The sequence below is a fragment of the Promicromonospora thailandica genome (assembly GCF_024171955.1).
In the GTDB taxonomy this organism is placed as follows: Bacteria; Actinomycetota; Actinomycetes; order Actinomycetales; family Cellulomonadaceae; genus Promicromonospora; species Promicromonospora thailandica.
Genome location: NZ_JAMTCS010000001.1, coordinates 664249 through 689212 on the forward strand (window position 1 = coordinate 664249; position 24964 = coordinate 689212).

Below are 24964 nucleotides of genomic sequence, written 5' to 3' on the forward strand. Positions count from 1 at the left end.
ACCGTGGCACCGGGCTCAGGCCCGGGCCACGACCGCCACCTCCACGCACGCACGCTCGCTGTCGGGGATCACATTTCCCTGGGCGTCGCGGGCGCTGCGTGACCCGGACGCCCACTGCGTCCCGTCCTGGTCGGTGACGACATGAGGTGTCCGGGGCGCGGGAATGCTCTGCCCCTGGCGGTCCGTGCGGGGAGCAAGGGGGTGGGGGCTGTCCTGCGCCTCCGGTCGGGACTCGAACGCTTGCCAGATCACGGCGAGGTCTTCGGCGCTGAGCGAGGACCCGCCGCTCGACACATCCCCCGGGTCCCTGTCGGTCCCGACCACCATCCGGGTGATGTCGTGCACGGCCTGGTCGATCGCCGCGCGTCCCGTCTCGCTCCCTGCCGGGTCCTGGACCGTGGCGGCAGCGTGCGCCGCGTGGAGCTGGTCACCGACCGCCACATGCAGGTGGAAGAGGTCGCCTCCAGGCAGCCGCGGACCGAGATCGTTGACCTGCTGCCGGACGGCGGCGGCCAGCTCGTCCGCGAAGTACCGGACGTCCTCGACGCCGACCCCCGGACCCTGCTGCACCCGTAGCCGTACCGACGCCTCGCTGACCCACTCCCCCGAGGGGAGCTGATAGCGCCTCGCATCGAATCGGACCGTCTGGGGGTTCTCCGTAGCCTGGGCGTCGGGTCGCTGCGCAACGAAGGTGCCGTCGACCGGGCTGGCGGGCGCGAGCTCACGGAGACCGGCGTGGTCGTTGTGAGCACCATCGCCCAGATCCAGGCTCTGCATGCCTTGGGTGATCGGGGACAAGGTGTCCTGTTCTGTCTCGTCGACAGGAGAACCTGACACCGAGATGTCATCCACGAGAATCTCGTCCTGCGGAACCGTGGGGAACAAGCTCGCGAATTGAGCATAACGGTCAACCCCGAGAAGGTCGTGAGCCGCCCAGGCCACGTCGACGTTTCCCTCAAGAAACCCGCGCAGCGGACCATACCGCTGGACGGTGCGGTACATGTCCCCCAGCAGGCCGTCCAAGGCGGCTTCGTCGGCGGTGTCCGCGGACTGCATCAGGCTCCAGAGGGAACGGGCGAGGTTCCGACGCACCATCCTGACCCAGTGGCGCTGCAGTCGGTCATCCTCCGCGCGGACAGCATGGTTCGCCTCGTCCCACGACCTCATGAGCTCCGTCTGGCTCGTGTCCGGCCTGGGGAAGCTCCCCGTGTAGCCGTCGGTGAGAAGCACGGTGTGCCGCACCGGGTAATCGCCCTCCCACGATGCCGCATCCGCGGCGCGCTCTCGGACGAAGTCCGCGTGCGCGTCCAGAAGCTCCTTCTCGATGTACCGGGCATCAGCCGGCACTGCCATCGCCTCGGTCCACTCCTCGAGGAGCAGGGGACCACGGTCGAGCGCGGGATCCAGCACCACGGGGACAATGCGACCGTCATCGAGCTGTCCCGGTACGACAGGCGCGGTGTGGTAGAACCACTCCAAGGTAACCGGAGCATCGTGCCGCGCTCCCCGCGCGTACGGGGTAGTCACGGTGGGCCTCCTCAGGACCGCGGACGCCGCGAAGACCTGCCGCGGTTCGGCACCCCAGCGCAGCAGCTGCGCCGACCAGTGCAGGGAGCGCAGGTCGCAGCCGTCCTCCGGGTGTTCGGCTGCCACCGGCACCGTGCCGTGCTCGACGTGCTCGAACGTCGTGAACGGCAGTCGTCGGTACCACTCGCGGAGCTGGTCGAACGGGACCGGGCTCGAGTCGGCATGCCCCAGGAGGTCGTAAAACACGTGCTCGTAATCGGGCCATCTCCGGACGAGCTCGTCCTCGAGCGAGGTCGAGGTGTCCAGCTCGCCCCAGGCCCGTCGGATGTTGGCCAGCGCGTTCAGGTCACGGTCCAGTGCTGCGAGCTGTCCCAGCACCCAGTCCACTCTGTCCGCGTCCCGGAAGAACTCCGCCGTCGCGAGAGCAATACCTGCGGCGTGCTCGTACGGGCGGGCGAGCTCGTCGTTCGTAGCGCGCGTGCCGGGGCCGGTGGGCCGAGTCATGATCATCTCCACGTGGCGAGCGGCCGGTGGGGAGAGCCGCCCCTCCGCCACAGCCACGTCGACGAGGCCTGCCAGAGAGCTGCCGGCGGCATGATGAAAGATCTCGGCCACGGTCTCCTGGTCCTCGGCCACCGTCGACTGGCGCCAGAGCAGCGTGAAGAGCGCGGGCGCGTCCACCGGGCTCTGCGTCAGGAGCGCCTCGGCCCTGGAGGCGTAGAACTGGTGTACCGCGCCGACGGGATCATGGCTGAGGGGCCGGCTCTCCACCGTTTCGGGGGCGGCGGCCGGCTCGGGCTGGTAGCGCATGAGCCCGATCCAGGCCGCGTCCTGGGGGAGCACTGCGAGACTGCCTACCTGGCCGTCGAGAAAGACCACGGCGTCCTCGGTGTCGACCACGTTGAACAGGTGGCCGCGGTCCTCCCACCCGACGTACACGACGCCTCGGCTCCCCGGGCGTTCGCGGATCCGGTCGATCACCTCGTCGTAGCTCTCGACGAGGACGAACGTGCCCTTGTGGCGTTGCTGGAGCAGTTCCATGCCGTAGAAGCTCGGGCCGGTCGGTGGAATCCGGACGTCCGGCCGCCCGTCGAGCATGTGGTCGACGGCGACCACCGCCTGGTTGCAGTTCTCCGTGCCGCGCGTGGGATTCAGGTGACCGAGCATCGGGAAACGCTCCCCCAGGAACCGTTCGGCCTCGGCGAGGACCAGGTCGTCAGCTCCCTCGAGAACGTTCTGGTTGATCGACGGGCGCGTGGTGACTCCCGCCACGGCACGATCGATCAGGGGCCACGGCCGCTGGGTATCCGCCACCGCCGGTGACGCGTCCTGCGCCACGGTCCGTAACCGTCTGTGCTCCCACCGGAACTCGGCCACGCGCTCCGGGGGCGCGGGAAGCGGACGCTGAGCGGTGTCCAAGACCTGCGGCACACCGGCGGACGAACCAGGGTTGGCACGCCGCTGGGACGGTCTCAGCCGCACGGGCTCGGACAGGCGCCCCATCCTGACGGTGGGCGGCCCCGGCAGGAGCTCCAGCATCTCCAGCACGCGCCCGGGTAGCTGGACGGTGGCGCCCACGTGGGTGCTCGCTATGTGGTCGTCGAGCACGTCGAGCGACTCCACCAAGGCCTCTTCACTCCGGGTGACCGCACGCACCTGGGGGCGCAGATGATCGTCTGACCGGAGGAACTCGAACACTCCCTCCCAGATCTCGTCGGGCCGGGGGTGGCGGGCGATCGCGTCCTGGAGCAGAAAGAGGTCCAGGTCACCGCCGCGCAGCGAGAGGCTGCGCAGGGCGGTGAGGACCATGTCCTGGGTGAAGGCGAGCGTGGCCGGCCCGGACGACAGGGTCTGGTCGTGTCGGACGCGCACCTCGCTGCCGGGGAGCCAAGACATGCCGTCGGTCCCCCGCGCTGTCTCGAGTCCGCGCACGCGGGGTACGTGTGTGCCGCTGTAGCCCACCGACTCCAGGACCTTCCCTGTCAGGTCCAGTCCCGTCCGGTACATCACGGAGTGCCGTTTGAACTTGAGGCGGAGCGCGTCGTCCGCCTCCGTGGGCGGCCTGAGCGCCCCGAGGTAGAGCTGCTCCTGGTCGAGGCGGTACTGCTCGTCCAGCTTCTCGATGTGGATATCGAGCAGGGGGTGGTGCGGCGGCGCGACCAGCGCGTTGTTCTGGTAAGCGACCCGCCCGTCCGGCATCTCCTCGTAGTCGACCGCGAACGCGCTCTTGCTGGCCACGACCCCCGTTGCCGACAGGTCGCGGAGGGTGGTCACGTGATCACCTCCGTCGACGTACATACCACCGAAGTCGGACACGATCTGGATCCGGAGGATGTCGCTGGCCGCCGCCCAGCCCGCGCCGGACCGCTTGGCGCGTTCGATCTGTACGAGCCGCGTCGTGGGTGCGGCGCGCGCCGCGTTGTACACCTCGTCCACGTTGACGAGCACGATGTCGTCTTCTGCGGCGGCGACGGACAGCAGCTCGAGGTGCCTGGCCCGCGGGCTGTCCGGGTCGATCTCGTCGGAACGACCCTGGAGCTCGTCCCGGGTGACGTCGGTCCACAGGACGAACGTCGCCTGCCCGCGTCCGATCGAGGCACTGCTCCGGAAGTTCTGCCAGAACACCTTCGAGGCACCGTCCAGGGCCGGCACCGACCCGAGCCAGATGGCATGGACGACCTGGGGCATCTCGACGTGTTGCGTCGGGAGCAGCGGCGCAGCAGGGTCCGGGGCCCACCGGCGATCATTCCGGCGGTGAACGACGCTGTGCGATTCTTCAGGAATGTCCCACGTGCGGGGGTTCATGTCGGAGTTCGAGACAACTTCCGCCAGGAGGTCCATGCTGCGCAGGAAGTGGACGCCTTCGTCGGCGGACAGGGCCGAGTAGTCATAGGGCGTACCGCTCTCGGCGTCCACCAGGAACTTCGGGGGCTGCGGCGGTCGCAGTCGACCGAAGACGTCCTGGATGTGATCTTGCGTGGGTGTAGCCGCCGAGTAGGTGCGCCGCAGGCGGGCGACGAGGTCTCCGGCGTCCCTGATCGGTCTGACCTCGTCGTGCAGCCCTCGCACGACCCCCTCCAGCTGGGTCACCGCGGCGATGCGCGGGTTCTTGTCGCCGCCCTTGTTCCTCCAGAGCTTGATCTTGTCCAGCAGGTCCCCGAGCAGGGCCACCGAGCGGTGGTCGTTGTTCACGGCCCCTACGGCGTCATCGATGCGCCTGAGCTCGGCAGAACGGCCGGTGACCAACCCAACCGTCCTGACCGTCGATCGGGCGAGCCACTCCTGCGACGTGGGCAGGCCACCGGGCCCGGTCCAGCTCGTCGTGCCCGCCACCGGCTTGCGGGCAGCAGCACGCGAGCTCTCGGCGACCGCCTGAGGTTTCGGCCCGCCCGGAGCCCTCAGCAGGACCAGCGGGCCCAGCTCGTCCGGTCCGCCCAACCGGATCGATCCGTCCCTGAGGTTCAGCGTCGCGTCGCCGGCCTGGACGCAGGCGGGATCTCCACCGCCCGGGCTGTGGCGCGAGGTGCGCCACAGGGGCCTGGCGGGCGGTGTCTGCACGTCGTCGACGCTGGGCATGCGTGGAGCTCCTGCGGCCTCGGACGGCGGACGAAGCAGGCAGAGCGAGGCCGGGCGGACTCTGCCTCTCAACGCGGACCTGTCCCGAGCGTCGGACACGAACGGCGCTGTCGGTCCGGAGGCACACGACACAGGCACTTTCGGGCAGGGACTCTGGGCGGATAGGTACCTCGACGACGACGTCGCGCATCCTGCCAAGGCCGCGCAGAGGACCCTCAGCCCGCACTCACGAGGGCAACCTCGACGCAGGCTCGTCGGTCGTCAGGGATCAGACGGCCTTCACCGTCCCGCGCGCTGCGCGACCCGGACGCCCACTGGGTGCCGTCCTGATCGGTGACGACGTGCGGGGCCCTGGTCACCCGCCCTGTAGGAGGTCCCCCGACCGGCCGGTACCGCATGAGGGCAATCCGTCCGGCGTGGGCGGGCAGCGACGCAAGCTGCCCGGTCTGCCCGTCGACGAACACCACACCGTCGCTCGTGTGCAGCACGTTGAACAGGTGGCCGCCGCCGTCCCACCCGACGTACACGACGCCCCGCTGCCCCGGCCGCTCGGCGATCCGTTCGATGACGTCGTCATAGCTGCTGACCGGGACGTACTCGCCGCTGTGATGTGTCCGCAACAGGTCCAGGCCGTAGAAGTCCGCCCGGTCCGACGGCGGAATCCGTACGGCGGTGTCGCCGTCGACCATGCGGTCGACGGCGATGACCGCCTGGTTGCAGTTCAGCCGGTCGCCGGTGACGTTCAGGTCCTTGAGACCGGGGAACCGCAGCTCCAGGAACCGGGTGGCCTCTGCCTGGGCGGCACTCTCCCGCACCCGGTCGAGGTGACGGACGGCGTCCCGGTTGATCGACGGGCGTGTGGTCAGGCCGGGGACCGGCCGGCTGATGAGTGCCCACGGCCCCTGCTCCTCGGCGGACTCCACCTGCGCGACAGGTCCTGTCGCGGGAAGGATCAGCCGCCGGCCGAGCGAGGGCAGGGACCCGGTCACCGCCGGCGTCCGTGGCAGTGGCCGACCCGGACGTGCGGACACCTGCGACGTGTCCCGGGTACCACCGTGCGTCGTGCGGGACCAGGCCGGGCGCAGCCGTACCGGCTCCGACCGTCTGCCCAGGCTGAGGGCCGTGTCGTCGGGCGCGAGGTCCAGCATGGCCAGCACCCGCTCGGGAAGCTTCACGGTGGCAGCGCCTCGCACGATCCGGGCCGTGCTCGCGCTGACAGGCCCGACGGCCGCGGCATCCTCGCTCCGGCTGATGGCACGTACCTGTTGGCGCAGCTTCTCGTGGGAACCGATGAACTCGAACAGCGATTCCCAGACGAGGTCTGGACGTGGGTGGCGCGACACGGCCGAGCCCAGCTGGAGCAGGTCCAGGTCGCCGTCACGCAGGGAGAGGCTGCGCAGCGCGGTGACGATCAGGTCCTGGGTGAACGCCAACGTCGCAGGGCCGAGGGTCAGGTCCGGACCGGACTTGCGCTGGTTGTCGGGATGCCAGGCCATCGTGTCCAGGCCTCGCGCGGAAGCGATGCCCACGGTGCGCGGGACGTCAGGTCCCCGGTAGCCCACCGATTCGAGGACCTTCCCCGTCAGGTCCGGGCCGGTCCGGTACATCACCGAGTGGCGCCTCAGGTTGATGAGGTCCCCGGAGCCACCGTCAGCCCCCGGAGGTCGCAACGCCTGCGCGTAGAGCTCTGCCTGGTCAAGACCGTACTGTTCCGTCAGCCTCTCGATGTGGATGTCGAGGAGCGGGTGACGAGGCGGTGCCACGATCACGTTGTTCCGGAACGTGAACCGCTCAGCGGTCTGGCTGCCGACGTCGATGGCGAACGCGGCAGGCGTCGCGACCACACCGGCGGGCGAGAGGTCATCCAGGCTGGTGACCGCGTCGCCACCGTCGACGTACATCCCGCCGAAGTCAGACACGATCTGGACGCGCAGGATGTCGCTCGCTGCCGCCCAGCCGGTGCCGGAGCGCTTGGCGCGCTCGATCCGCATGAGGCGTGTGGTCTGTGCGGCTCGAGCGTCGTTGTACACCTCGTCGACATTGACGAGCAGGATGCCGTCCTCCTCTGCGGCTCTGGCGAGGAGGTCCAGGCGCAGGCCCCGAGGCATGTCCACCTCCGCGACCGCTCCCGGATCCTGTATCTCGTGGCGGGTCACGTCGGTCCACAGCACGAAGGTCGCTCGACCACGATGAGACCTGGCGCTCTCGCGGAACGTCTCCCAGAACGCCTCTGCCGCACCGTCCCGGGCGGGCACCGATCCGAACCAGACGGCGTGGACGAGCTGCGGCATCCTGACCGTGTCCTCGGCCAGTGGCCGCACTCCGGGGTCCGGCGCCCACCGGCGGCTGTCCCGACGATGGGCGGTGCTGTACGTGTCCGGCCGCACGCGCCAGCGCCGTGGGTCCAGGTCAGCGCTGCGGACGTTCGTCCGGCGGATGTCCATGCTCCGGAGCAGGTGGACGCCTTCGTCGGCGGTAAGCCGGGAGTAGTCGTACGGCACTCCGCGCTTCGGGTCGATCAGCAGACTGGGGGGCGGGGGTGGCGTGAGCCGTCCGAAGACGTCAGGCACGTGGTGCTTCACCACGGCGGTCGGGTCGTAGGAGTCCTCGAGGAGCGCTACCAGATCGGCGGAGTCGTTGATCCGGGCGAGACGGTCGTGCCGCGCACGCGCCGCTTGTTCCAGCCGACGGACCGCGCCGATGCGCCCGTTGGTCGCGCTGCTCTTGCGGGACCATGCAGCGATGGCGCTCAGCAGGTCGTCCAGCGGCTCCGGGGCGAAAGGTTCCTTTCCCACAGAAGTGAGGGCGCGGTCGATCCGGCGCAGCTCGGCCGACCGCGACGGCCACCACCGGGCGACAGCTGACTGACGGAGCCACTCCTCGGCGGTGGGGATCTGGGCAGTTTCCATCTGACCGGCACCACCGGGGGCAGGCGCGAGAGGAAGGTCTTCTTCGGACCGGTCGTCGTCGACGGCCGCGAAGGTCACGTCACCGAGATCGTCGTCGTCGGCCACGTCGAGCTTCAGGGAGGGCGAGGGCGTGTGGACGGTCACGAGGACGTGACGTTCCAGGTCATCCATCCCGTCCGCGCGCAGATTGCGTTCCATGAGCGGGGGCACGTCAGACCCCTCCCAGACATCACTGGTGAGGGCGAACGAGTCGACCCCGAGTGGTTCGGCGATGCCGTGCTGCTGCCGCTCGAGCTCCGCCGCGAGCTGCCGCCGGAAGGCCGTGAGCACCGTCTGCACCCGGGAGTGGGCCCGGTTCCGGTCTGCGGTCGGGCTGTAACCGGTCACGTGGACGACAGGAGTGACTCGCAGCTCCGTCGCCAGACGCAGACCGTCCCGCGCCACGTCTCTGGCCACGAGGCTCATCTGGTGACGCTGTGCGGAGGACAGCGAGTCCCTGCGCTCCAGGCGCAGGATGGTCGTGGACGGCTCTCGCGGGGCGAAAGTGCGGAACTCGCCCCAGTCGTGATCCGTCGACGCGACCTCCAGGTGGTGGTCGTTGGTCCATCCGGCGTACCGCGACGCGTAGACCGTGACGCCCAGATGATCGGCGACCTGCTGCGCGGGTCCGTCGTCGACCCGACCCACGTCGCAGCCGAGGAGGACGATCCCGGCGTGCGGGTTGCCGGCCCGCAGCGCGCGCCAGTCCTCCCGGTGTCGGACGAAAGTCGCCACCTGCGGCCCGAAGAGAGCCTTCTCGTCCGGGCCCAGCAGCAGGCGGATGTTCCCGTGGGACAGCAGGAGGAACTGGTGGTGGTCCGGCCAGGGAGCCGCCCGCAGGACCGTCTGCGTGGCATCACCTGGCACGCGGACCCGGTACGAGCGCAATCCGTCCGAGGTGTACGTCCTCAGCGAGTCGATGTCTCTGGCGAGAGAGTCCGGGTCCATGATCGACGCCCCGACGAGATGCGGGTTGATCGTGTTCAGCGGGGTGCTGCTCGGCGGGACGTATCGTGGCGCCGACGAGGATCCCTTCTTCTCGAAGAGCGTCCTGCCGAACAGGCTCACCTTCATCCCTCCCGGCCTGGCGAGCTCGTTCGTCCGCGTCGTGCCGTAGACGTGACGAAGCCGCTCGGCGAGCTCCTGCGCCCCGCTCGTGGCTCCCTGGTCGAGATGGATCCGGTGCGCCACGGCCATCCGCACGCCTTCGAGCACCTCGTCGCGTCGGCCGGCCCCGTCGGCCCGGTCGAGGGAGATCGGAAAGGCACGGTGACGCGACAGCATCAGCTCGCCTGCCTGAAGGAGCGCCTCGTCGTGCTGGCCCGGATCAGCACGGCGGAAGAAGTCGCGTGCCTCTGCGACGAGCCTGTCCTCCTCGGGGCGCGCTGCCGGTATGGCCAGAGGGCTCGGCGGTCTGATGACGATGCTGGTGGCAGCCTCTCCCGGATCCTCCAGGCGGATCGATCCGTCGCTCAGGTCCAGGACCGCGACACCGGCCTGGACACAGGCCGGTTCATGTCCGCCAGGGCTGTGTCGGGACGAGCGCCACCGAGGCAGGGCCCGTTCACTGGGGATGTCGTCGGTTCGGGGCACGCATGACCTCCTCCGGTGCCGGTCGCTCTGTCCTTCCCGGGAGGAATACCTGGATGTCGCGCACCGCATACGTCGAACCCGGCCAGACAGGCAGCCGGGCCGGCGGAAGTGCTCAGCGTCGCACCAAGGCGCCCCCTCACCCGCTCTGTCGGGCCAGGTATGCACCAACGACCAGCCGCTGTGTCCGGACGGGCGCAGCGGCGCTCAGGGTGTGCCGCGGCGCCGCCGCAGGACCATCGCGCGGTGCTCAGGGACGCTCCAGTTGAACCGCACGGCGAGAAGCCGCAGCACCGTGGTGAGCACCACGCACGCCACGGCCGCAGGCAGGACGGGAACACCAGCCGCCACGAGCCCGACGAGCAGTGCGGCGCCCGCCGCCGCGGCGATGGCGTAGAGGGAGCCCACGTGCAGCAGTGCGACCGGCAGGTTGAGCGTCACGTCGCGCAGCACCGAACCGCCGACCGCAGCAGCGGCCCCCACGAACACGGCTGGCACGACCGGGACCCCCAGTGCCAGTGCCTTCGAGGCACCGATCGCCCCGAAGAGCCCGATCGTCACCGCGTCGAGCGCGACGATGAGCGGGTCGAGACGGACGAACAGGCGCTGGAGCAGGAGCCCGAGCAGTGCCGTGAGCGCCGCGACGAGCACATACCAGCTGCCGTAGATGACGACGGGCGGCTCACCCAGGAGCACGTCACGCAACAGGCTCCCGCCGAGCGCCACCCCGATCCCGACGAGCACGACGCCGAGCACGTCGATCCGGCGCTCGGTGAACCCGCCGGCGAACAGCGCTCCCTGCAGCGCGCCGAGGCCCACTGCTCCGAGCTCTGCCCAGAGCGGGATCTCGAACGGTGCGATCAGGTCCATGACGTCTCCTCAGAACGATGTGGTTCACGTTGTTTCACGGGCGACCTCTCGGTCACTCCAGGGCAGGTAGCGTGCTCCACGTACCGGCAGCGGCCCGCGCGGCACGGTCGGCGTCGCCGTCCGCGCATGCCCGGATGAGCTCGTCGTGCCGGTCGGCCGACACGCCGGCGCTCGCCGACGAGAAGCGCAGACGTTCCGCCCGGCAGAGTACGGGCGTGTACTGCTCGAGAACCGTGACGAGCGCCCGGTTGGAGGCCACGGAGACGGGCACGCCGTGCAGCTCGCCGTCGGCGACCAGTGCGGCCTCGACGTCGCCCGCCGCGATCGCCTCCCGGAACCGGGCGTTCGCAAGGCGCATCGCCTCGACATCCGAGTCCCGGAGCCTTCCGATCGCCTGGAGCACCGCGAGCTGGTGCATGGCGGCCACGACGTCCCGCACCTCGCGGACATCCTGCCCGTCCAAGGACGTGACCGTGGTGGAACGGCCGGGCTGCGCCGCGATGAGTCCGGCCTCCGCCAGCCGCAAGAGCGCCTCCCGGACCGGTGTCCTGCTGACTCCGAGCCATGCGGCGAGATCCACGTCTCGCAACTGCTCACCGGGCGCCAGGGTGCCGTCGACGATGGCGTCGCGCAGGCGGTGGTAGACGCTCTCGCGAAGCAGGTGGCGTTCGACCGCGGGGGCGTTCCGTGGAATGGGCATGCAATATATTGCTCACGATCTCGGGTGAGATGCAAGCATCCACTTGACGGAGCACGCAATATATCGCATGCTGCTAGCACGAGATGTTCCACTACGCGGTTAGGAAGAACCATGCACAACACCACCTCGACCGGACCGACCGCCGGCGCAACCAACCCCACCGTGCTCCTGGTGCACGGCGCATTCGCCGAGTCCGCGAGCTGGAACGGCGTGATCGCCGACCTCGCCGGGCGCGGCTACCGGTCCGTGGCCGTGGCCAACCCGCTGCGCGGCCTCGCCGAGGACGCCGCCTACCTCCGCAGCGTCATCGACAGCATCGAGGGCCCCGTGGTCATCGCCGGCCACTCCTACGGCGGCTCCGTGATGAGCGAAGCGGCCGAGGGCGCCACGAATGTCGCCGCTCTAGTCTACGTTGCGAGCTTCCAGCTCGACCCCGGCGAGAGCACCGGCGAGCTCGCCGCCAAGTACCCGGGCGGGGAGCTCGGCGACGCCCTCGAGCCCCGCTCGTTCCCCGCCTCCGACGGCACCACTGGCTCCGACCTGTACATCCAGCCCGCGGAGTTCCGTCGCGTGTTCGCCGCTGACGTCCCTGCCGACGTGGCCGACCTGATGGCGGCCACGCAGCGTCCGATCGCCGCCAAGGCGCTGGAGGACCACGCCACCAAGGCCGCCTGGCGCACCATCCCCAGCTGGTCCCTCATCACCACCCAGGATCTGGCCATCCCCGCCGACTCCATGCGGTTCATGGCCGAGCGCGCAGGGTCGCACGCCACCGAGATCGACGCTTCCCACGCTGTGACCGTCTCCGAGCCCGGCGCGGTCGCGGAGATCATCGACGCGGCTGCTCGCGGCACCGCCCGCTGACCCACCCTCCCCCCGTACAGCCCCAGACAGGACGGATCTCCCATGTATCTCAAGCGCACCCTCATCGCCGCCGGCGTCGCGCTCGCCGCGCTGGCGGCCACCGCGGCAGCCCCGGTCTCCACGCACGGCCCACAGCCCAGACACGAGAAGCCGACAGTCGTGCTCGTCCACGGTGCGTTCGCCGACTCCTCCAGCTGGAACGGGGTCATCGACGACCTCCAGCGCAAGGGCTACCCGGTGATCGCGCCGGCCAACCCCCTTCGCGGGCTGCACGACGACGCGGAGTACCTTGCCAGCGTCCTGGACAGCGTGGAGGGCCCGATCGTGCTCGCCGGCCACTCCTACGGCGGGTCGGTGATCACCGAAGCCGCCGCCGGTGACCGAGATGTCAAGGCGCTGGTCTACATCGCCAGTTTCCAGCTCGACCAGGGCGAGAGCACAGCCGAGCTTGCGGCCAAGTACCCGGGTGGCGAGCTCGGCGCGGCGCTGGACGCCGTGCCGTTCCCGGCGGCCGACGGCTCCACCGGCACCGACCTCTACGTCAAGCAGGACGAGTTCCGCCGCGTGTTCGCCGCCGACGTCCCGCGAAGCACCACCAAGCTGCTAGCCGCCACCCAGCGGCCGATCGCGGAGTCCGCCCTGAACGACGAGGCGACCCGCGCTGCCTGGAAGACCATCCCGAGCTGGTCCCTGGTCACCACGCAGGACCTGACCATCCCGCCGGCCTCGATGCGGTTCATGTCCGAGCGGGCCGGATCGCACACCACGGAGATCAAGGCCTCGCACGCCGTGGCCGTCTCCAAGCCGCACGCTGTGGTGAAGATCATCGAGAGTGCGGCACGCGCCACCACCCGGTAGCGGGGCCACGCACATCCAGGATGCCGTCGGCGGACCCGGTCCGCCGACGGCATCGCTGTGTTCTGCTGCATCCGTCGACCAGACGCCTGTCAGCCTCCAGCCCGTAAGCACCTACGCTGACCGCACGGACCCACCCACCTCGTCACCGAGCAGGCGACGCAACCGGTCCGCGACGGGGTCGCTCGTACCGTCCAGGAGCGCCAGCGCCTCGGCGCGGACGGCTGCGGCCGCGGCGGCGTCTCCCGCCACGGCGTGCGCGTCCCCGAGGTTCGCGAGGCTGGCCCCCTGGTACTTCAGGTCCCGGGCCTCCCCGAAGGCCACGGCCGCTGTCCGGAACGAAACAGCTGCATCACGGACCTGTCCGGCAGCGAGCTGGACGATGCCAAGAGTATCGGTGGCGTGCGCGACGGCGAGCGCGTCGTCGGTTGTGGCAAGTCGGGCGAGGGCCGCACGAGCGGTGGCCAGGGCGTGTACGGCATCACCGAGCGTCATGTAATGCACAGCGAGGTTGTTCAGTGCCAGTGCCTGCAACGATGGTTCGTCTGAGAGCTCGATGGCCCGCTCCAACGCCATCGTGGTCACACCCTGTTCAGAGTATTCGTCGTTGTAGGACCCGAGGCTGACGAGTACCCACGCCGCTGCCGTCTGCCTACCCTCCGACAGATAGAGGCGAACCGCCTCTTCCAGATGGGTACGGGCGCTGTGCGCGATGTCGTGGCTGCTGCCCGGCGTATATGGTCCGGGCGGGCCGAGGCCGGTCTGGACCCCGAGGGCGACACCGAGCCCTTGATGGGCTCGTGCTTGACCGACCACGTGCCCGCTCCGCTCCGCGGCGGCGAGCCCGACCCGCCACAGTGCGATGGCGTCCGACCAGTACTCGGCACGGTGGAGGTAGGTGGCGAGGCACCATGCGAGTTGCCAGACCCTCTCATCCAGCCCCTCGGCCAGCGCTGTCTCGACCGCGGCCTGCAATGCGCCTCGGTGCTCCCCGAACCAGACGAGTGCGGCCGCCGCATCGACCGGTCGCACGATCTCAGCACCAGGCGCAGGAGAGATCAGGTCCAGCGGGACCCGGATCGGCTCCAGCAGGACCGTTGCCTCGTTGGCGGACCCGATGTAGTGGTCCATGGCGCGGTCGATCGCACCCTGCCTGACTTCGGAGGACTCTGCGGCGAGCTCGCCTGCGTACGCCCGGACGAGGTCATGCAACGCGTACTGGTGCCAACCTGTCTGCACGAGCAGGCTGGCCCGGGTCAATGTCTCCAGCGCGGTCAGGTCCTGGCGGCCCATGGCTGACCGCGCGGCCGGTGCATCGAACGGGGCCTCGGGCAACGCGGCGAGCTGGCACAGGGCCCTTAGCGTTTCCGGGTCCAGGTTGGTGCAGGACCACGAGAGTACGGCGCGTATGTCCACCGCGGGGTCGGTATCGCCGAGCACATCGAGGACCTCTCGGGCGGACCGGAGCTCGCTCGCGACCGCTGAGAGGGGGACGCCGGGGGCATCTCGCAGCCGTGCGCCCACGACGGCCAGCGCCAGAGGCAGTCCGGCCGTGGCGTCGACGATCGCCGCCAGGGAAGTCGGGTCGGCGTCGACACGTTCCGGTCCTACCCACCGGGAGAGCAGCGCTCCGGCATCCGCGTCGCCGAAGGTGTCCAGGTGCACCGCGGCCGTGCCGGTCACACGCAGCGCCGCGAGCCGGTCGCGGCTGGTGATCAGTGCGAGGCTGCCGGATGTCCCGGGCAGCAGAGGACGCACCTGGGCCGCGTCGCGGGCGTTGTCCAGGAGGACCAGGACCCGACGGCCGGCAACGGTCGAGCGGTACAGCGCGGCACGGGCATCCAGCCCGTCTGGCACGTGGTCACTGCGGACGCCGAGAGACTCCAAGATCCTGACCAGGGCTTCGTCGGGATCCAGGGGCGACTGCGTGTGGTCGAAGCCCCGCAGGTCGACATAGAGCTGCCCGTCCGGGAACGCCCCGGCGTTCTGGTGGGCCCAGTGAATGGCAAGGCTGCTCTTGCCGACGCCGCCCATTCCTGAAATCACCGCGCTCGTGGGCGCGCCCTCCACGTCGAGGAGCGCGTCAGCCCATGCCAGCTCCTGTTGCCGTCCGAAGAAGTCATGACGGTCCGCAGGCAGCTGAGCAGGACGCACGAGGGGGGCGCCTTGCGTCCCGGGCGCGCCATGACCGGTCGTGGCGCCGCCCTGGCCGGGTTCCGTGAGGACGAGACCTGGGTCGGAGACAAGTATGCGCTGGTACATGTCGCGGAGCGCAGGCCCAGGGTCCAGACCCAGCTCGTCGGCCAACAGACGGGCACCGGCCTGGTAGACCTCGATGGCGTCCGCCTGCCGGCCGTCACGATACAGAGCCCGCATGAGCAGTGCGCGGATGTCCTCGCGGTAGGGGTGCGCCTCGACCATCGTGGTGAGCTCCGCTACCACCGCACCCCCCGTGTCCAGCATCGTGGCGAGGCGCAGCGTGATGGCCGCCAGACGCTCCTCCTGGAGCCGGACGCGCTGGTTTGCCGCGTAGGTCCCGGGCACCCCGTCCAGGCCGTCGCCACGCCACAACGCGAGCGCATCGGTGAGGGCAGCCAACGCCCCGCCGAGGTCGGCGGCCCGCCCGAGCCTGCGTCCTTGGCTCAGCAGCGCCTCGAACCGTGCGACGTCCACCGATGCAGGGGCGGTACGCAGCGCGTACCCGCCACTGACCGTCTCGACCGTGGCGTCGGTGCCGTGCAGGAGATGGCGCAGTCGCGACACGTAGGTGCGCAGTGTGCCGGACGCTCCACGTGGTGGCTCGTCGTCCCAGAGGGCCGCAGCGAGCTCGTCGGTACCCGTGACCCGGCCGGCGTGGAGCAGGAGCATCGCCAGGAGGGCCTTCTGCTGGGGAGAACCTGCCGGCACCTCGGTTCCGGAGCGCCACATCCGGACCGGCCCCAGGAGCGCGAACGTAACTTTTTCGGACACGAACAGCCTTTCAACAGCAGATGGGTCGCCTTCACGGAGGTCGGCCGCCGTGGTGATCCTGGCGACTCCGTATTCGAGCTGTCAGGCTCGGGGAGTCCGCAGCGGGTCACGCGAGCCACGGCACACCGCAATTTACGAGGCTATTCCTACCTGCGGCACCCGGCTCGCAGCGGACGCGACCGCTACCCCTCAGCACAAGACCTGCAGCAGTTCGGGCGGGCCGCGGACGATGGGGTCGTCTCGTCCATCCGAGGGCACTGGTACGCGAACCACGTGACGTCTCATTGGAGTTTTGGGAGAAGCGAACTCCGCCCGCATTTGTAACGCCATCATTTCTGGAGGGCACCGTGAACTGCACCAGGAAGCGTCTCGCCGCAACAGCATGACGTCGCGGGCGAGTCGGTGACTCATGCCGCCTCGACTGCTCGCATCTCCGAGTCGCTCCGCTGGCTCCGACCGACTGCCCGAGTTACCGCCGGTCGCGGCCACGGTGGGTTCATTCTGAGTTATTGCTCTTGTTCGAAGCCGCTTTGTACTGCCCGGGGCTTCGAGCGGCCCCACTGAGTCCAGTGCAGCGCTGATGATGCGTACCGACTCGTCGTGGTCGGTGTTTCCCATGGCTCCGAGCATCATCATTGCCAGCGCGAGCTCGCTGACCGAGATGCCTGTTCCACCCAGTGTTCTGTATCTCGTGGAACCCATCGAAACGCGGGCCGGCGAGCCCAGGCAGACGGCGATGCCACCGGGGTCCGGAAGTACCCCTTGGGCTGCCACGCTGCCTCGTGAGACATCGTTCCTGTCCGAGAGGGCGCGTCCCGGGGCACCGGGCGAGGTGCGGGCGCCGGGCACGTAGCGTGGTGAGACTGCCTGGAACGGGCGGCGCCGGACGGATCCGGTCCAGCATCACGGTCATGTGAGGAGGTTCGATGACGCTCGTCGTCACGCGCCAGGACGATCGGCTCCCCGACAGCAGGTGGCGCACGTCCCGTCACAGCGCCTCAGGGCCGGGCGCCGCGTGCGTGCAGGCCGCCGTCGCGGAGCGATTGCCGGACGGGCTGGTGGTGCTGCCGGACGGTTCCGTCGACCGGAGCCTACTCCGGACGGCAGTCGTCCCGGAGGTCGGGCAGGAACGCGCCGGTCTTGCCGTCGAGTCCCGCGCCGACGCCGACCGGCTCGCCGTGCGCGCGAGGACGGTGCTTGGCAAGCTGCCGGCAGACGTCGCCGAGTTCTTCGTCCGGCAGGCCGTCGACATCATGGCAGCGCACCACCGTCCCTTCCCCCTCGTCATCGGGCCTGCTACGAGCCCTGACACCTCTCTCGAGCGGGTTCGTGACATCCTCGCTCACCGCATGTACGTCGATCTGGGGTGGACGGTCCACGACGGGTGGCCCCTCGCCCCCTCAGCGAGCGAGACCGTAGACCGAACGGCTGGCGTCCGGCAGCTATCCGCCACCCTGGGCGACCTCTACGAGACCTGGCCGCCGACCGACCGGGCGGGTCTGCGCGGCGGCCGCGCCGGGCGGGAGGTCGAGACCGGGATCGAGGTCCGCAGCCAGCTCGAGCTCCGCGCCTTCAACAACCAGATCGGGGCGACGCGGCTCATCACGTCGCCTGGCGGCACGGTCTCGCTAGTCCTGGACGGCTCCCCAACGAAGAAGAAGGGGGACATGATCGTCGAGCTGGTCACCTCCGCCGACTTCGTCCTCGGTGGAGAAGCCGGCACGGATCCCGCCGAGACGGCCAGCGCCGAGAGGTCGATGCTCGCCAGGCTGCGCCGGGCCCGCCCCGGACAGTCGCTCACTGACGTGTTCCCCGTGGACGCCGGGTACGTCGCTCACCCTCACGCCCGGAAGGTCAAGGTCGGGGCGGACGTGGCCCCCGGGCGGCTCGACACCCAGATGACCGCCGGCGTGCCGGTCATCGGCATCCGTCAGCTGTTGCGGCTCGCGCTCGAGCACCCGACCCAGCCCGACAGTGAGTCGGTCCGGCACGGCCACAGCGCCCTGGCCTTCGGTGACACGGTCGGCGCGCGGTTCATCGACCTCGATCCCCGGAGCCGGGACCTGGCCGCGCGACTGGATCGGCGCGAGCCAGGCAACCCCGTCATGGCCTACCTGCGCCACTACCTGACGCTGGTCTACACACACACGGCCGCCCAGATCCACGGGTCCGTGTCCGAGACGCACATCAAGAAACACTTCCTGCTGGTGGCCGCCCGGGTCTCGATGGCGCGGATCCGCAGCAGCCTCCCCCGGGAGGCCCAGGACTGGCTGGAGCGGAACCACTCCGTCGTCCGCGAGGAACTACTCGCCCGGTACCGCCGGGACAACCTCGACGACCCGGAGGTCACCGAGCTCTGGCTGGGCAGCGAGCACGAGGAGGACATCTTCGCCCTGGAAGTGCCCTTCGGCGGGACCACCCGCAGGCACACGGTCGGCGAGTTCGTCGACAGCGCCGTGCAGTCAGCCGCCACGGAGATCGACCCGAACAGATCGCTCAGCATCCGGTCGTTCCTACCGGGGATGGACACGAGCTTCGGCTGGCGGGAGGACCTGCCCCTCGTCCCGCTGGAACTGCGTGCCTTCGGCGAAACGACGCGGACGCTCGAAGATGTCGCGCGCTGGAACGACGTGGTCATCCAGCGCGCGCGGGAGGCGGACACCTATGCGCGCACGATCCTCCGGTTGCCGCCGCCTCGTCTCAGTGCTCCGCAGATGCACACCGCCGTCGACCCGGGGTCGACCGACACGTTCAGCGCCGCACGGCTGCGAGCATTCGCCGTCACCATCGCAGCGGAAGCGAGCGCCCGCGCGGCCGAGGGCCGTCCCCTCCCCGTACTCGAGGTCCACCTCGAGGGTGGAGGGAACCCTCGCGCTACCTACCACCCGGGCGGCGATCCCCGCAGAAAGGGACAGGAGCGCGCGACGGCCGTCCAGCGTGACCTTGAGCAGGTGCTCCACACCGAGCTGCAGCGCAGCGGACTGCCCGCCAATGCCGTCACATACTCGGCCACGTCGCGTGGCGACAGGCTCACCCATTCCCCCTTCGGCCAGTCCGAGAGCATGGACGCTGACACCCGCCGGCGCCAGGTCGTCCTGTGGATCACCCCGCACACGGCTGCCTCCCGGCACACGGGGTCGAGCGGTCGCCCCGAGGGGCAGACCATCCTGCACCCCGGTCAGAGCGAAGCGATGGTCGCGTCCGGATCGGCGTCTGCCGCCGGCGCCCTCCAGGACCGGCCCTCACGAATCCTCTCGATGGACGAATGGCTGGGCCGGTCAGCGGCCTCGGAGGGGACAGAGTCGCGCTCGGCCGAGTTGCGGCGGATCGACGCGGCCGTCCAGGCGGTCGAGGCTAGTCCCTTCGACGTCGGTTCGCTGGACGTGCTGTTGGCCGCCAGCGCGGCGTGGACCCGGAAGAGCAGCGCGAGCAACAGCCGCCTGGGCGTGGTCCGAGAGGTCGAACAAGTGGCGCGTGCACGACGCGATCGCCTCAGTCGCATCAGCGACACATCGGATCTCGTGAGCCTCCTGCGCGACTCCTACCGGCCGTCCGCCCCCACGGAGCGTCATGCGCGGGACGTCTTCGGGCGGCTGGCCCTGCCAAGGACACCTGCGTTCCTGGTGGACCCGAGGAGCAACGTCCCGTACGACTACTCCGCGCTCACCGCCGACGAAGGCGTCCACTTCCTACGCATGATGGACCTCCGGCGAGGGGACGTCCGGGCTTCCGACTTCAATCCTCGGGGGTGGCGGATATCCGAGGGGGCGTACAGCGTCGTGCACCACCGGCGCGATCGCCGGTGGTCACCGAATCCCGACGTGGCCCCCTTGGCCACGGCCGACGTCCGGATGCCGCAACTCGTTCATGCCATCTGGCTCGGTTCCGTGCCGACCCTAGACGGTGCCTCCAAGTCGTTCTGGGAGACGTTCCGTCAGAGCGTTCGAACGCTCCAGGGCAAGGCGACGTTCATTCTGTGGACCGACGTCACGCGCAAGGAGGTGCAAGACCCCGCTACCGTGAGCGAGCTGGACACGCGTCGTGGTCTCGATATCGAGCTGCTCGCCCAGCACGCTGTTGACGAGAACATCGTGCTCGTAAACGTCGACGAGGTGTATAACGCGTCTCGCGGCGCAGCCACCACGCGGCTCGTGCAGATCGAACGTGCCAAGTGGTCCGGTCCCGGCTGGGCGGCAGCCAGTGACGGCCTCCGGGCTCAGATCGTCCGCGACTTTGGCGGGATGTACGTAGACGGTGGCGACGAGATCACTAGTCTGGACGACCTCTCGCCCACCGGGGTCGTGGCCAGCCGCGCCGCGTTCGCGGTTGCCGTCGAGACCCTACCCGGCGGGCGGATCACGTTCCAGAACAATGTCATCGTGGCGCCCCCGCACCACCCGCTCCTCGACATCCACATAGAGCAGCTGTTGCACCACTACGAACTGAGTCAAGCCGCCCTCTACGACCAGGCGCTCCGGCCGCCGACGCGGGGCGACGAGGCGAGTGAGCTAATCAACCAGAAGCGCCACTCCGTGATCTACCGGACGGGTCCGGACCTGACCGGGAAGGTTCTAGAGGCGGCGGGGTACAACGGACATCACGCTCCACGTGTCGTCGGCATCACTCCCGCTCAGGGCTTGGAGACGTTGGCCTGGCACCCCGACAACCGACGGAAGTCCCGTCCCATGCCCATCCTGGGTTCGGGACCCGCGACGCTGACCTTCACCCAGGATATGATCGTCACGGCCCTGCGCAGCCTGTCCCTGCGCGACGGTGACCTGGACGTCCTCCAGCTCGGTGCGGCGATCTCGCTGCATCCACGCAGCGACCTCATCTGGGAGTCGGTGTTCGAGTTCCTCAGGTCCGACGCCACCCTGCGCGGCGAGGTGCGTTCGATCACCAGGAGCGAGGACACATCGGGGATGGGTTCCCGGGCGGCAGCAGGCAGTGTCCGTGTCCTGCGAGAGGACGTCGCCGTCCGCCTGCCCGACAGTGTGGTGTCAATGCTGGACTTCCTGCCGGGCGGCTCAACCGTCAGGCTGGGCAGACGGTCGGAGCTGGTTCGGCTCCGACCGCCCGTGGACCGCTCCGCCCCGGTCAGCGCACGGAACGTCGCACGGTCGCGGCTGCAGTCAGCTCCCTCTCCGCCGATCCCGGCCAGGCAGGCCCGCTACCAGCCCGACCCGGTGTCAGGGCGGCTGCTCGGCATGCCCCACGTCGTCACGGACCAGGAAGGCGTCCAGTGGGCCTCCTCCGGGCGCAGCGCCTGGGACAGCTACGGGAACCCGCTCCTCGTGCGGGCCTGCGTCGAGGTGGCGGTGCTCGGCCCGGCCTAGAACTGCAGCAATTCGGGCGAGCGGTGCACGATGGGATCGCCTCTGCCACTTGAGGGGCAGAACTGCGCATATCGGGTGACGTCTCACGGAAGAGATGGTGAGGTGGCGTCACGCGCAAACGTACGTGTCATGGACCCCGAGCACTTAAGGAGAGCACCGTGAACTGCACCAGGAAGCGTCTCGCCGCAGCAGCACTCGTGTTGGGAGGGCTGCTGGTGCTCTGGATGCCAGCGGCGTCGGCGACTCCATTCACCGAAGGGATCAACTTCTTCTCCGGTGACCTGTCAGGCGAGTCGGCGACCTATGCAGGCACGGTGGAGGGCTGCGTTGTCCTGCCGTTCGTCGCACACTCCGAGCTCAACTACACCGATACCGCGATCCGGGTGTTCGAGAGCACGGACTGCACCGGCAACGCCAGAACCTTCCCCGGCAACGACCTACACAGCTTCCTGCGTTTCGACGCTCGCAGTTTTGAGCCGATCCCCTGACCCGACCAGCCGTCCCGGGTGCCTCTGTATAGGATGGGCATCCCCAGCAGAGACCGCAACGCTCAAGCGAGACGTTGTACCGAGTGAGATACCATTTGGGCGCAATCGCGCCAGATGATTTCCGGATTGCCGCCCACGAAAGGCCGTCTCCCTCATCGGAGACGGCCTTTCATGTGCACTCCCGCGCTTCGGATCGCAGCGCCGTGATCCGACGGCAATCGTCAGGATTGCAACTCAGGTGGTGGTCGCTTCGCAAGCTCAATCGCCGACAGGACGCCGCTCCGATCCCACTGGCACGCTGTGGCTTGATCCGGGTCACGCAGTGCATCCATTCGAGTCTCTCAATTCTCTGTGGAAGCCGCACTCGCTGCGTCCGGCCCGCCGAGATCCTGTGGCACCCCGGCAACCTGAGCCCTGGAAATTCTGTCGAGCACCGCGAGTAAGACCGCACGTAGTTCACTGTCCACAATGCCGGACACGAAGAGGCGACGGGGCAGCAGATAGACCTCGTCGCTTACAGATCCCGGTGTAGCAGCATCCTTGCTGTCATCTCCTTGGACGGTTAGAAGCTGGACCTCGAAGGGCAGCGGCGAACCAGCGATACGCCGCGGCTCGCCGGCCGGCGCAACGTCATGCGTGTTGGTGGAGCCTCGCGCAACGAATAGCTCTTCGGCCTCGTGCCGCAGCGCCGCCGCAATGTCCTGTTTTCCATTTTCCTCGTGCAGTGCAGCAAACCCTCGAAGCGAATCTCCGAGCCGCCTGCGGTACCGTCCCGGTAGTTGCGTGTGCAATCGTCGCAATACTTCCGTCGCCTCTTGTGCCACCAGCAACGCATCATCGGCGCGGCCGGCGTTCGAATACCGCAACGTGAGGCTATAGAGCGCGCCCGCGAGATCAGGCTCGTGTCGATCGGGCGAGCGCGGCGCAATTCGTCGATAGATCTCCACAGCCCGCTCGTTCGCCGACAAAGCGTTCTGCGGACGCCCCAAGTCCGAGAGAACATTCCCGAGGTTGTACAGCGATTGCCCAAGGGCCGATTCGTACAGGTCTGGAGCGGTCTGCGCCAGCTCCTCACGGATCTCCACAGCTCGCTGCAGGAACCGCAGCGCCTCGTCAGGATGTCCAAGCATCGCACACAGGGATGCGAGGTTGTTCAATGACGAAGCAAAGGTTGGTTCGAATCGAGACGGTTCTTTCCGGGCAAGATTCTCGTAGATTCTTGCGGCGGTGTCGCTTAACGGCCATGCCTGGTTGAGATTTTCGGTCTCTATCAGCACCAGGGCGGTTTCAAAGTTGATCTTCAGCTCGGGGTCTTGTGCGTCGTTGCGTGAGGCCGGCGGGCGCAGTGCTCGGGGCATGAGGGCGGGCGCGGCCCTGTGACCTGCGAGGATGGAGGTTCCTACGCCGTCCGCCCGTGCTTGCCGAGGTGCCGCGCCCGTGTCTGTAGTCTCGCCTGTTCTTGCCCTGTTTGACCAGCCCACGGTGCGACAGAAGGTGTTGCGTGGGCAGGTCGAGGGGCTGCTGGAAGCATTCGCGTCGGTCCCGGACCCGCGCGATGCGCGGGGTGTGCGGTTCCCGCTGGTAGTCGTGCTCGGGCTGGCGCAGCTGGCCGTGGCGTGCGGCGCGGTCGGGTTCGACGAGATCGCCGAGGTCGCCGCCGACCTGGACCCCGACCTGACCGGAGCGTTCGGCCTGGTGCGGTCAGCACCGTCGTCCGGGACGTTCAGGCGGGTCCTGAACGCGACGGACCCGGTGGCGCTGGACGAGGCGCTGTCCCGATGGGCCGACCGTCCGGTGGCGGGCGAGTCCGGGCCCGTCGAACAGGCCGGGCCTGCCGCGCGGGTGGCGCGCGTGGTCAGCGCGGACGGCAAGACGATGCGGGCCGCACGCCGCCGCCTCGAGGGTCGTGTCGCCCAGGACCAGGTCGTGGAGGTGCTGGACCAGGCCACGGGTGTCGTCCTGGCCTGCCAGGAAGTCAAAGTTGGGGACGAGCAAAGTTGGGGACGAGATCGGCGCGGTCGGGCACGCCGTGACCCGGCTGATCGACCGGTGGGGATCGCTGGCCGGGATCGTGCTCGTCGCGGACGCGAAGCACACCCAGCACCGGCTCGTCGACCAGGTGAGCGGCGCCGGCGGATGGTGGGTACTGCCCGTCAAGGAGAACCAGCCGGGCATCCACACCCGTGTCACGGCCCTGCCCTGGTCCGATCTGACGGCGGCCGCCGTCGAGCGGGGCACGGGCCACGGCAGGCGCGAGACGCGGACCATCCGGGTGATCCAGGCCCCGGACCATGTCGATCTCGGCTTGGCCGGTGCGATCCAGGTGATCAGGATCGGTCGGCACATCCTGCGCAAGAAGAACCTCACGGCCGAGCCTGCATGGACCCGCGAGACCGCGTACTTCCTGACGAACCTGCCCGCTCACCTGGCCGACCCGGCCTTCCTCGCCCGGATCGTGCGGTCTCACTGGCGCATCGAGAACCAGCTGCACTGCGTCCGCGACACCGCCTACGACGAGGACCGGCACACCGCCCGGACCAGCAACGGGCCAGTGAACCTCGCCTGCCTACGCAACACCGCGATCAGCCGCCACCGTCTCACCGGCGCCAGCAACATCCGCAAGCGGCTACGCGCCTGCGCCCGCCACGCCCACCGCGCCCTGCACGCGCTCACGACCCGACAAGTCCAAGATCAACTTTGAAACCGCCCTGGGCTCAGACCCATCCTCCGCCGTTCACGCGGAGCCCAAAGCGCTTGCGCCTTTCTCTCCCTAGCGACGCGTCGCCGCGATACACCTAACGCTTCCAACACGCTCACGCTCCTCATACCTGCAGAAGGTACGGGTGCTCTCTGACATCGCCCGACAGACCAGACCGGCAGGAAGGCGGCCAACCGCGCGGGGCTAGGGCCTGTTTCAGAAGTGGCGTCTGACCTGGGGTTTCGGCATGCTGCGGGGTCGTGGTGGATGTTGCGGGGCGGCATGATCTGAGTGATGAGGCGTGGGCGGTGGTCGAGCCGTTGCTGCCGGTCGCCGCGTGCGGGCGCCCCGCACGGTTCCTGCGCCGGCAGATCGACGGGATCCGGTACCGGACCCGCGTGGGGTGCCCGTGGCGGGACGTGCACGACCGGTACGGGCCGTGGTCGAGCCTGTACCGGGTGTTCCGCCGCTACCAGCGCGACGGGGTCTGGGACCAGGTCCTGGACGCGTTGCGGACCCTGGCTGATGCGGGTGGGCAGATC

Annotated in this window: 12 protein-coding genes and 1 pseudogene; 7 read left to right on the forward strand and 6 right to left on the reverse strand. The window is 69.2% G+C overall.

Annotated elements, in window-relative coordinates; translation table 11 throughout:
• Positions 1 to 15 precede the first annotated feature (15 nt).
• From APR03_RS03115 to APR03_RS03130, 4 genes are all read right to left on the reverse strand, one after another.
• On the reverse strand, positions 16 to 5103 hold the full coding sequence (locus APR03_RS03115) for a toxin glutamine deamidase domain-containing protein (protein WP_253832630.1): 5088 nt from the start codon (positions 5101 to 5103) through the stop codon (positions 16 to 18).
• Between the two features lie 215 nt (positions 5104 to 5318).
• Positions 5319 to 9809: a toxin glutamine deamidase domain-containing protein gene (locus tag APR03_RS03120; protein WP_253832713.1), complete on the reverse strand. Its 4491-nt coding sequence runs from the start codon at positions 9807 to 9809 to the stop codon at positions 5319 to 5321.
• Between the two features lie 39 nt (positions 9810 to 9848).
• Complete coding sequence (locus APR03_RS03125; RefSeq protein WP_253832632.1) at positions 9849 to 10511, reverse strand: trimeric intracellular cation channel family protein; 663 nt, start codon at positions 10509 to 10511, stop codon at positions 9849 to 9851.
• Positions 10512 to 10563: 52 nt separating this feature from the next.
• The gene (locus APR03_RS03130; protein WP_253832634.1) at positions 10564 to 11211 is read right to left on the reverse strand and encodes a GntR family transcriptional regulator; all 648 of its coding nucleotides are present in this window, start codon (positions 11209 to 11211) and stop codon (positions 10564 to 10566) included.
• A gap of 111 nt (positions 11212 to 11322) precedes the next feature.
• On the opposite strand from APR03_RS03130, the gene APR03_RS03135 reads away from it, so the two are divergent.
• Together APR03_RS03135 and APR03_RS03140 are read left to right on the forward strand one after the other, a co-directional pair.
• Complete coding sequence (locus APR03_RS03135; protein ID WP_253832636.1) at positions 11323 to 12075, forward strand: alpha/beta fold hydrolase; 753 nt, start codon at positions 11323 to 11325, stop codon at positions 12073 to 12075.
• Positions 12076 to 12117: 42 nt separating this feature from the next.
• Positions 12118 to 12933, forward strand: coding sequence for an alpha/beta fold hydrolase (locus APR03_RS03140; RefSeq protein WP_253832638.1), 816 nt, complete (start codon positions 12118 to 12120; stop codon positions 12931 to 12933).
• Positions 12934 to 13044: 111 nt separating this feature from the next.
• Here APR03_RS03140 and APR03_RS03145 read toward each other — a convergent pair whose 3' ends face one another.
• Complete coding sequence (locus APR03_RS03145) at positions 13045 to 15858, reverse strand: AfsR/SARP family transcriptional regulator (protein ID WP_275977078.1); 2814 nt, start codon at positions 15856 to 15858, stop codon at positions 13045 to 13047.
• A 968-nt stretch (positions 15859 to 16826) separates the two neighbouring features.
• Here APR03_RS03145 and APR03_RS03150 point away from each other — a divergent pair.
• The gene (locus APR03_RS03150) at positions 16827 to 21236 is read left to right on the forward strand and encodes a glycosyltransferase family 32 protein (protein WP_253832642.1); all 4410 of its coding nucleotides are present in this window, start codon (positions 16827 to 16829) and stop codon (positions 21234 to 21236) included.
• A gap of 158 nt (positions 21237 to 21394) precedes the next feature.
• Positions 21395 to 21724: a hypothetical protein gene (locus APR03_RS03155; RefSeq protein WP_253832644.1), complete on the forward strand. Its 330-nt coding sequence runs from the start codon at positions 21395 to 21397 to the stop codon at positions 21722 to 21724.
• Between the two features lie 341 nt (positions 21725 to 22065).
• Here APR03_RS03155 and APR03_RS03160 read toward each other — a convergent pair whose 3' ends face one another.
• Positions 22066 to 23082, reverse strand: coding sequence for a tetratricopeptide repeat protein (locus APR03_RS03160; protein ID WP_253832646.1), 1017 nt, complete (start codon positions 23080 to 23082; stop codon positions 22066 to 22068).
• A gap of 31 nt (positions 23083 to 23113) precedes the next feature.
• Between APR03_RS03160 and APR03_RS25415 the strand changes: the two are divergent.
• From APR03_RS25415 to APR03_RS03170, 3 genes and pseudogenes are all read left to right on the forward strand, one after another.
• A pseudogene (locus APR03_RS25415) lies at positions 23114 to 23497 on the forward strand (transposase family protein); the annotation flags it as partial.
• A gap of 256 nt (positions 23498 to 23753) precedes the next feature.
• On the forward strand, positions 23754 to 24425 hold the full coding sequence (locus tag APR03_RS03165) for an ISAs1 family transposase (RefSeq protein ID WP_253832648.1): 672 nt from the start codon (positions 23754 to 23756) through the stop codon (positions 24423 to 24425).
• Between the two features lie 260 nt (positions 24426 to 24685).
• Positions 24686 to 24964, forward strand: a 279-nt coding sequence (locus APR03_RS03170) for a transposase (RefSeq protein WP_308216429.1), incomplete at its 3' end; no start/stop codon positions are given.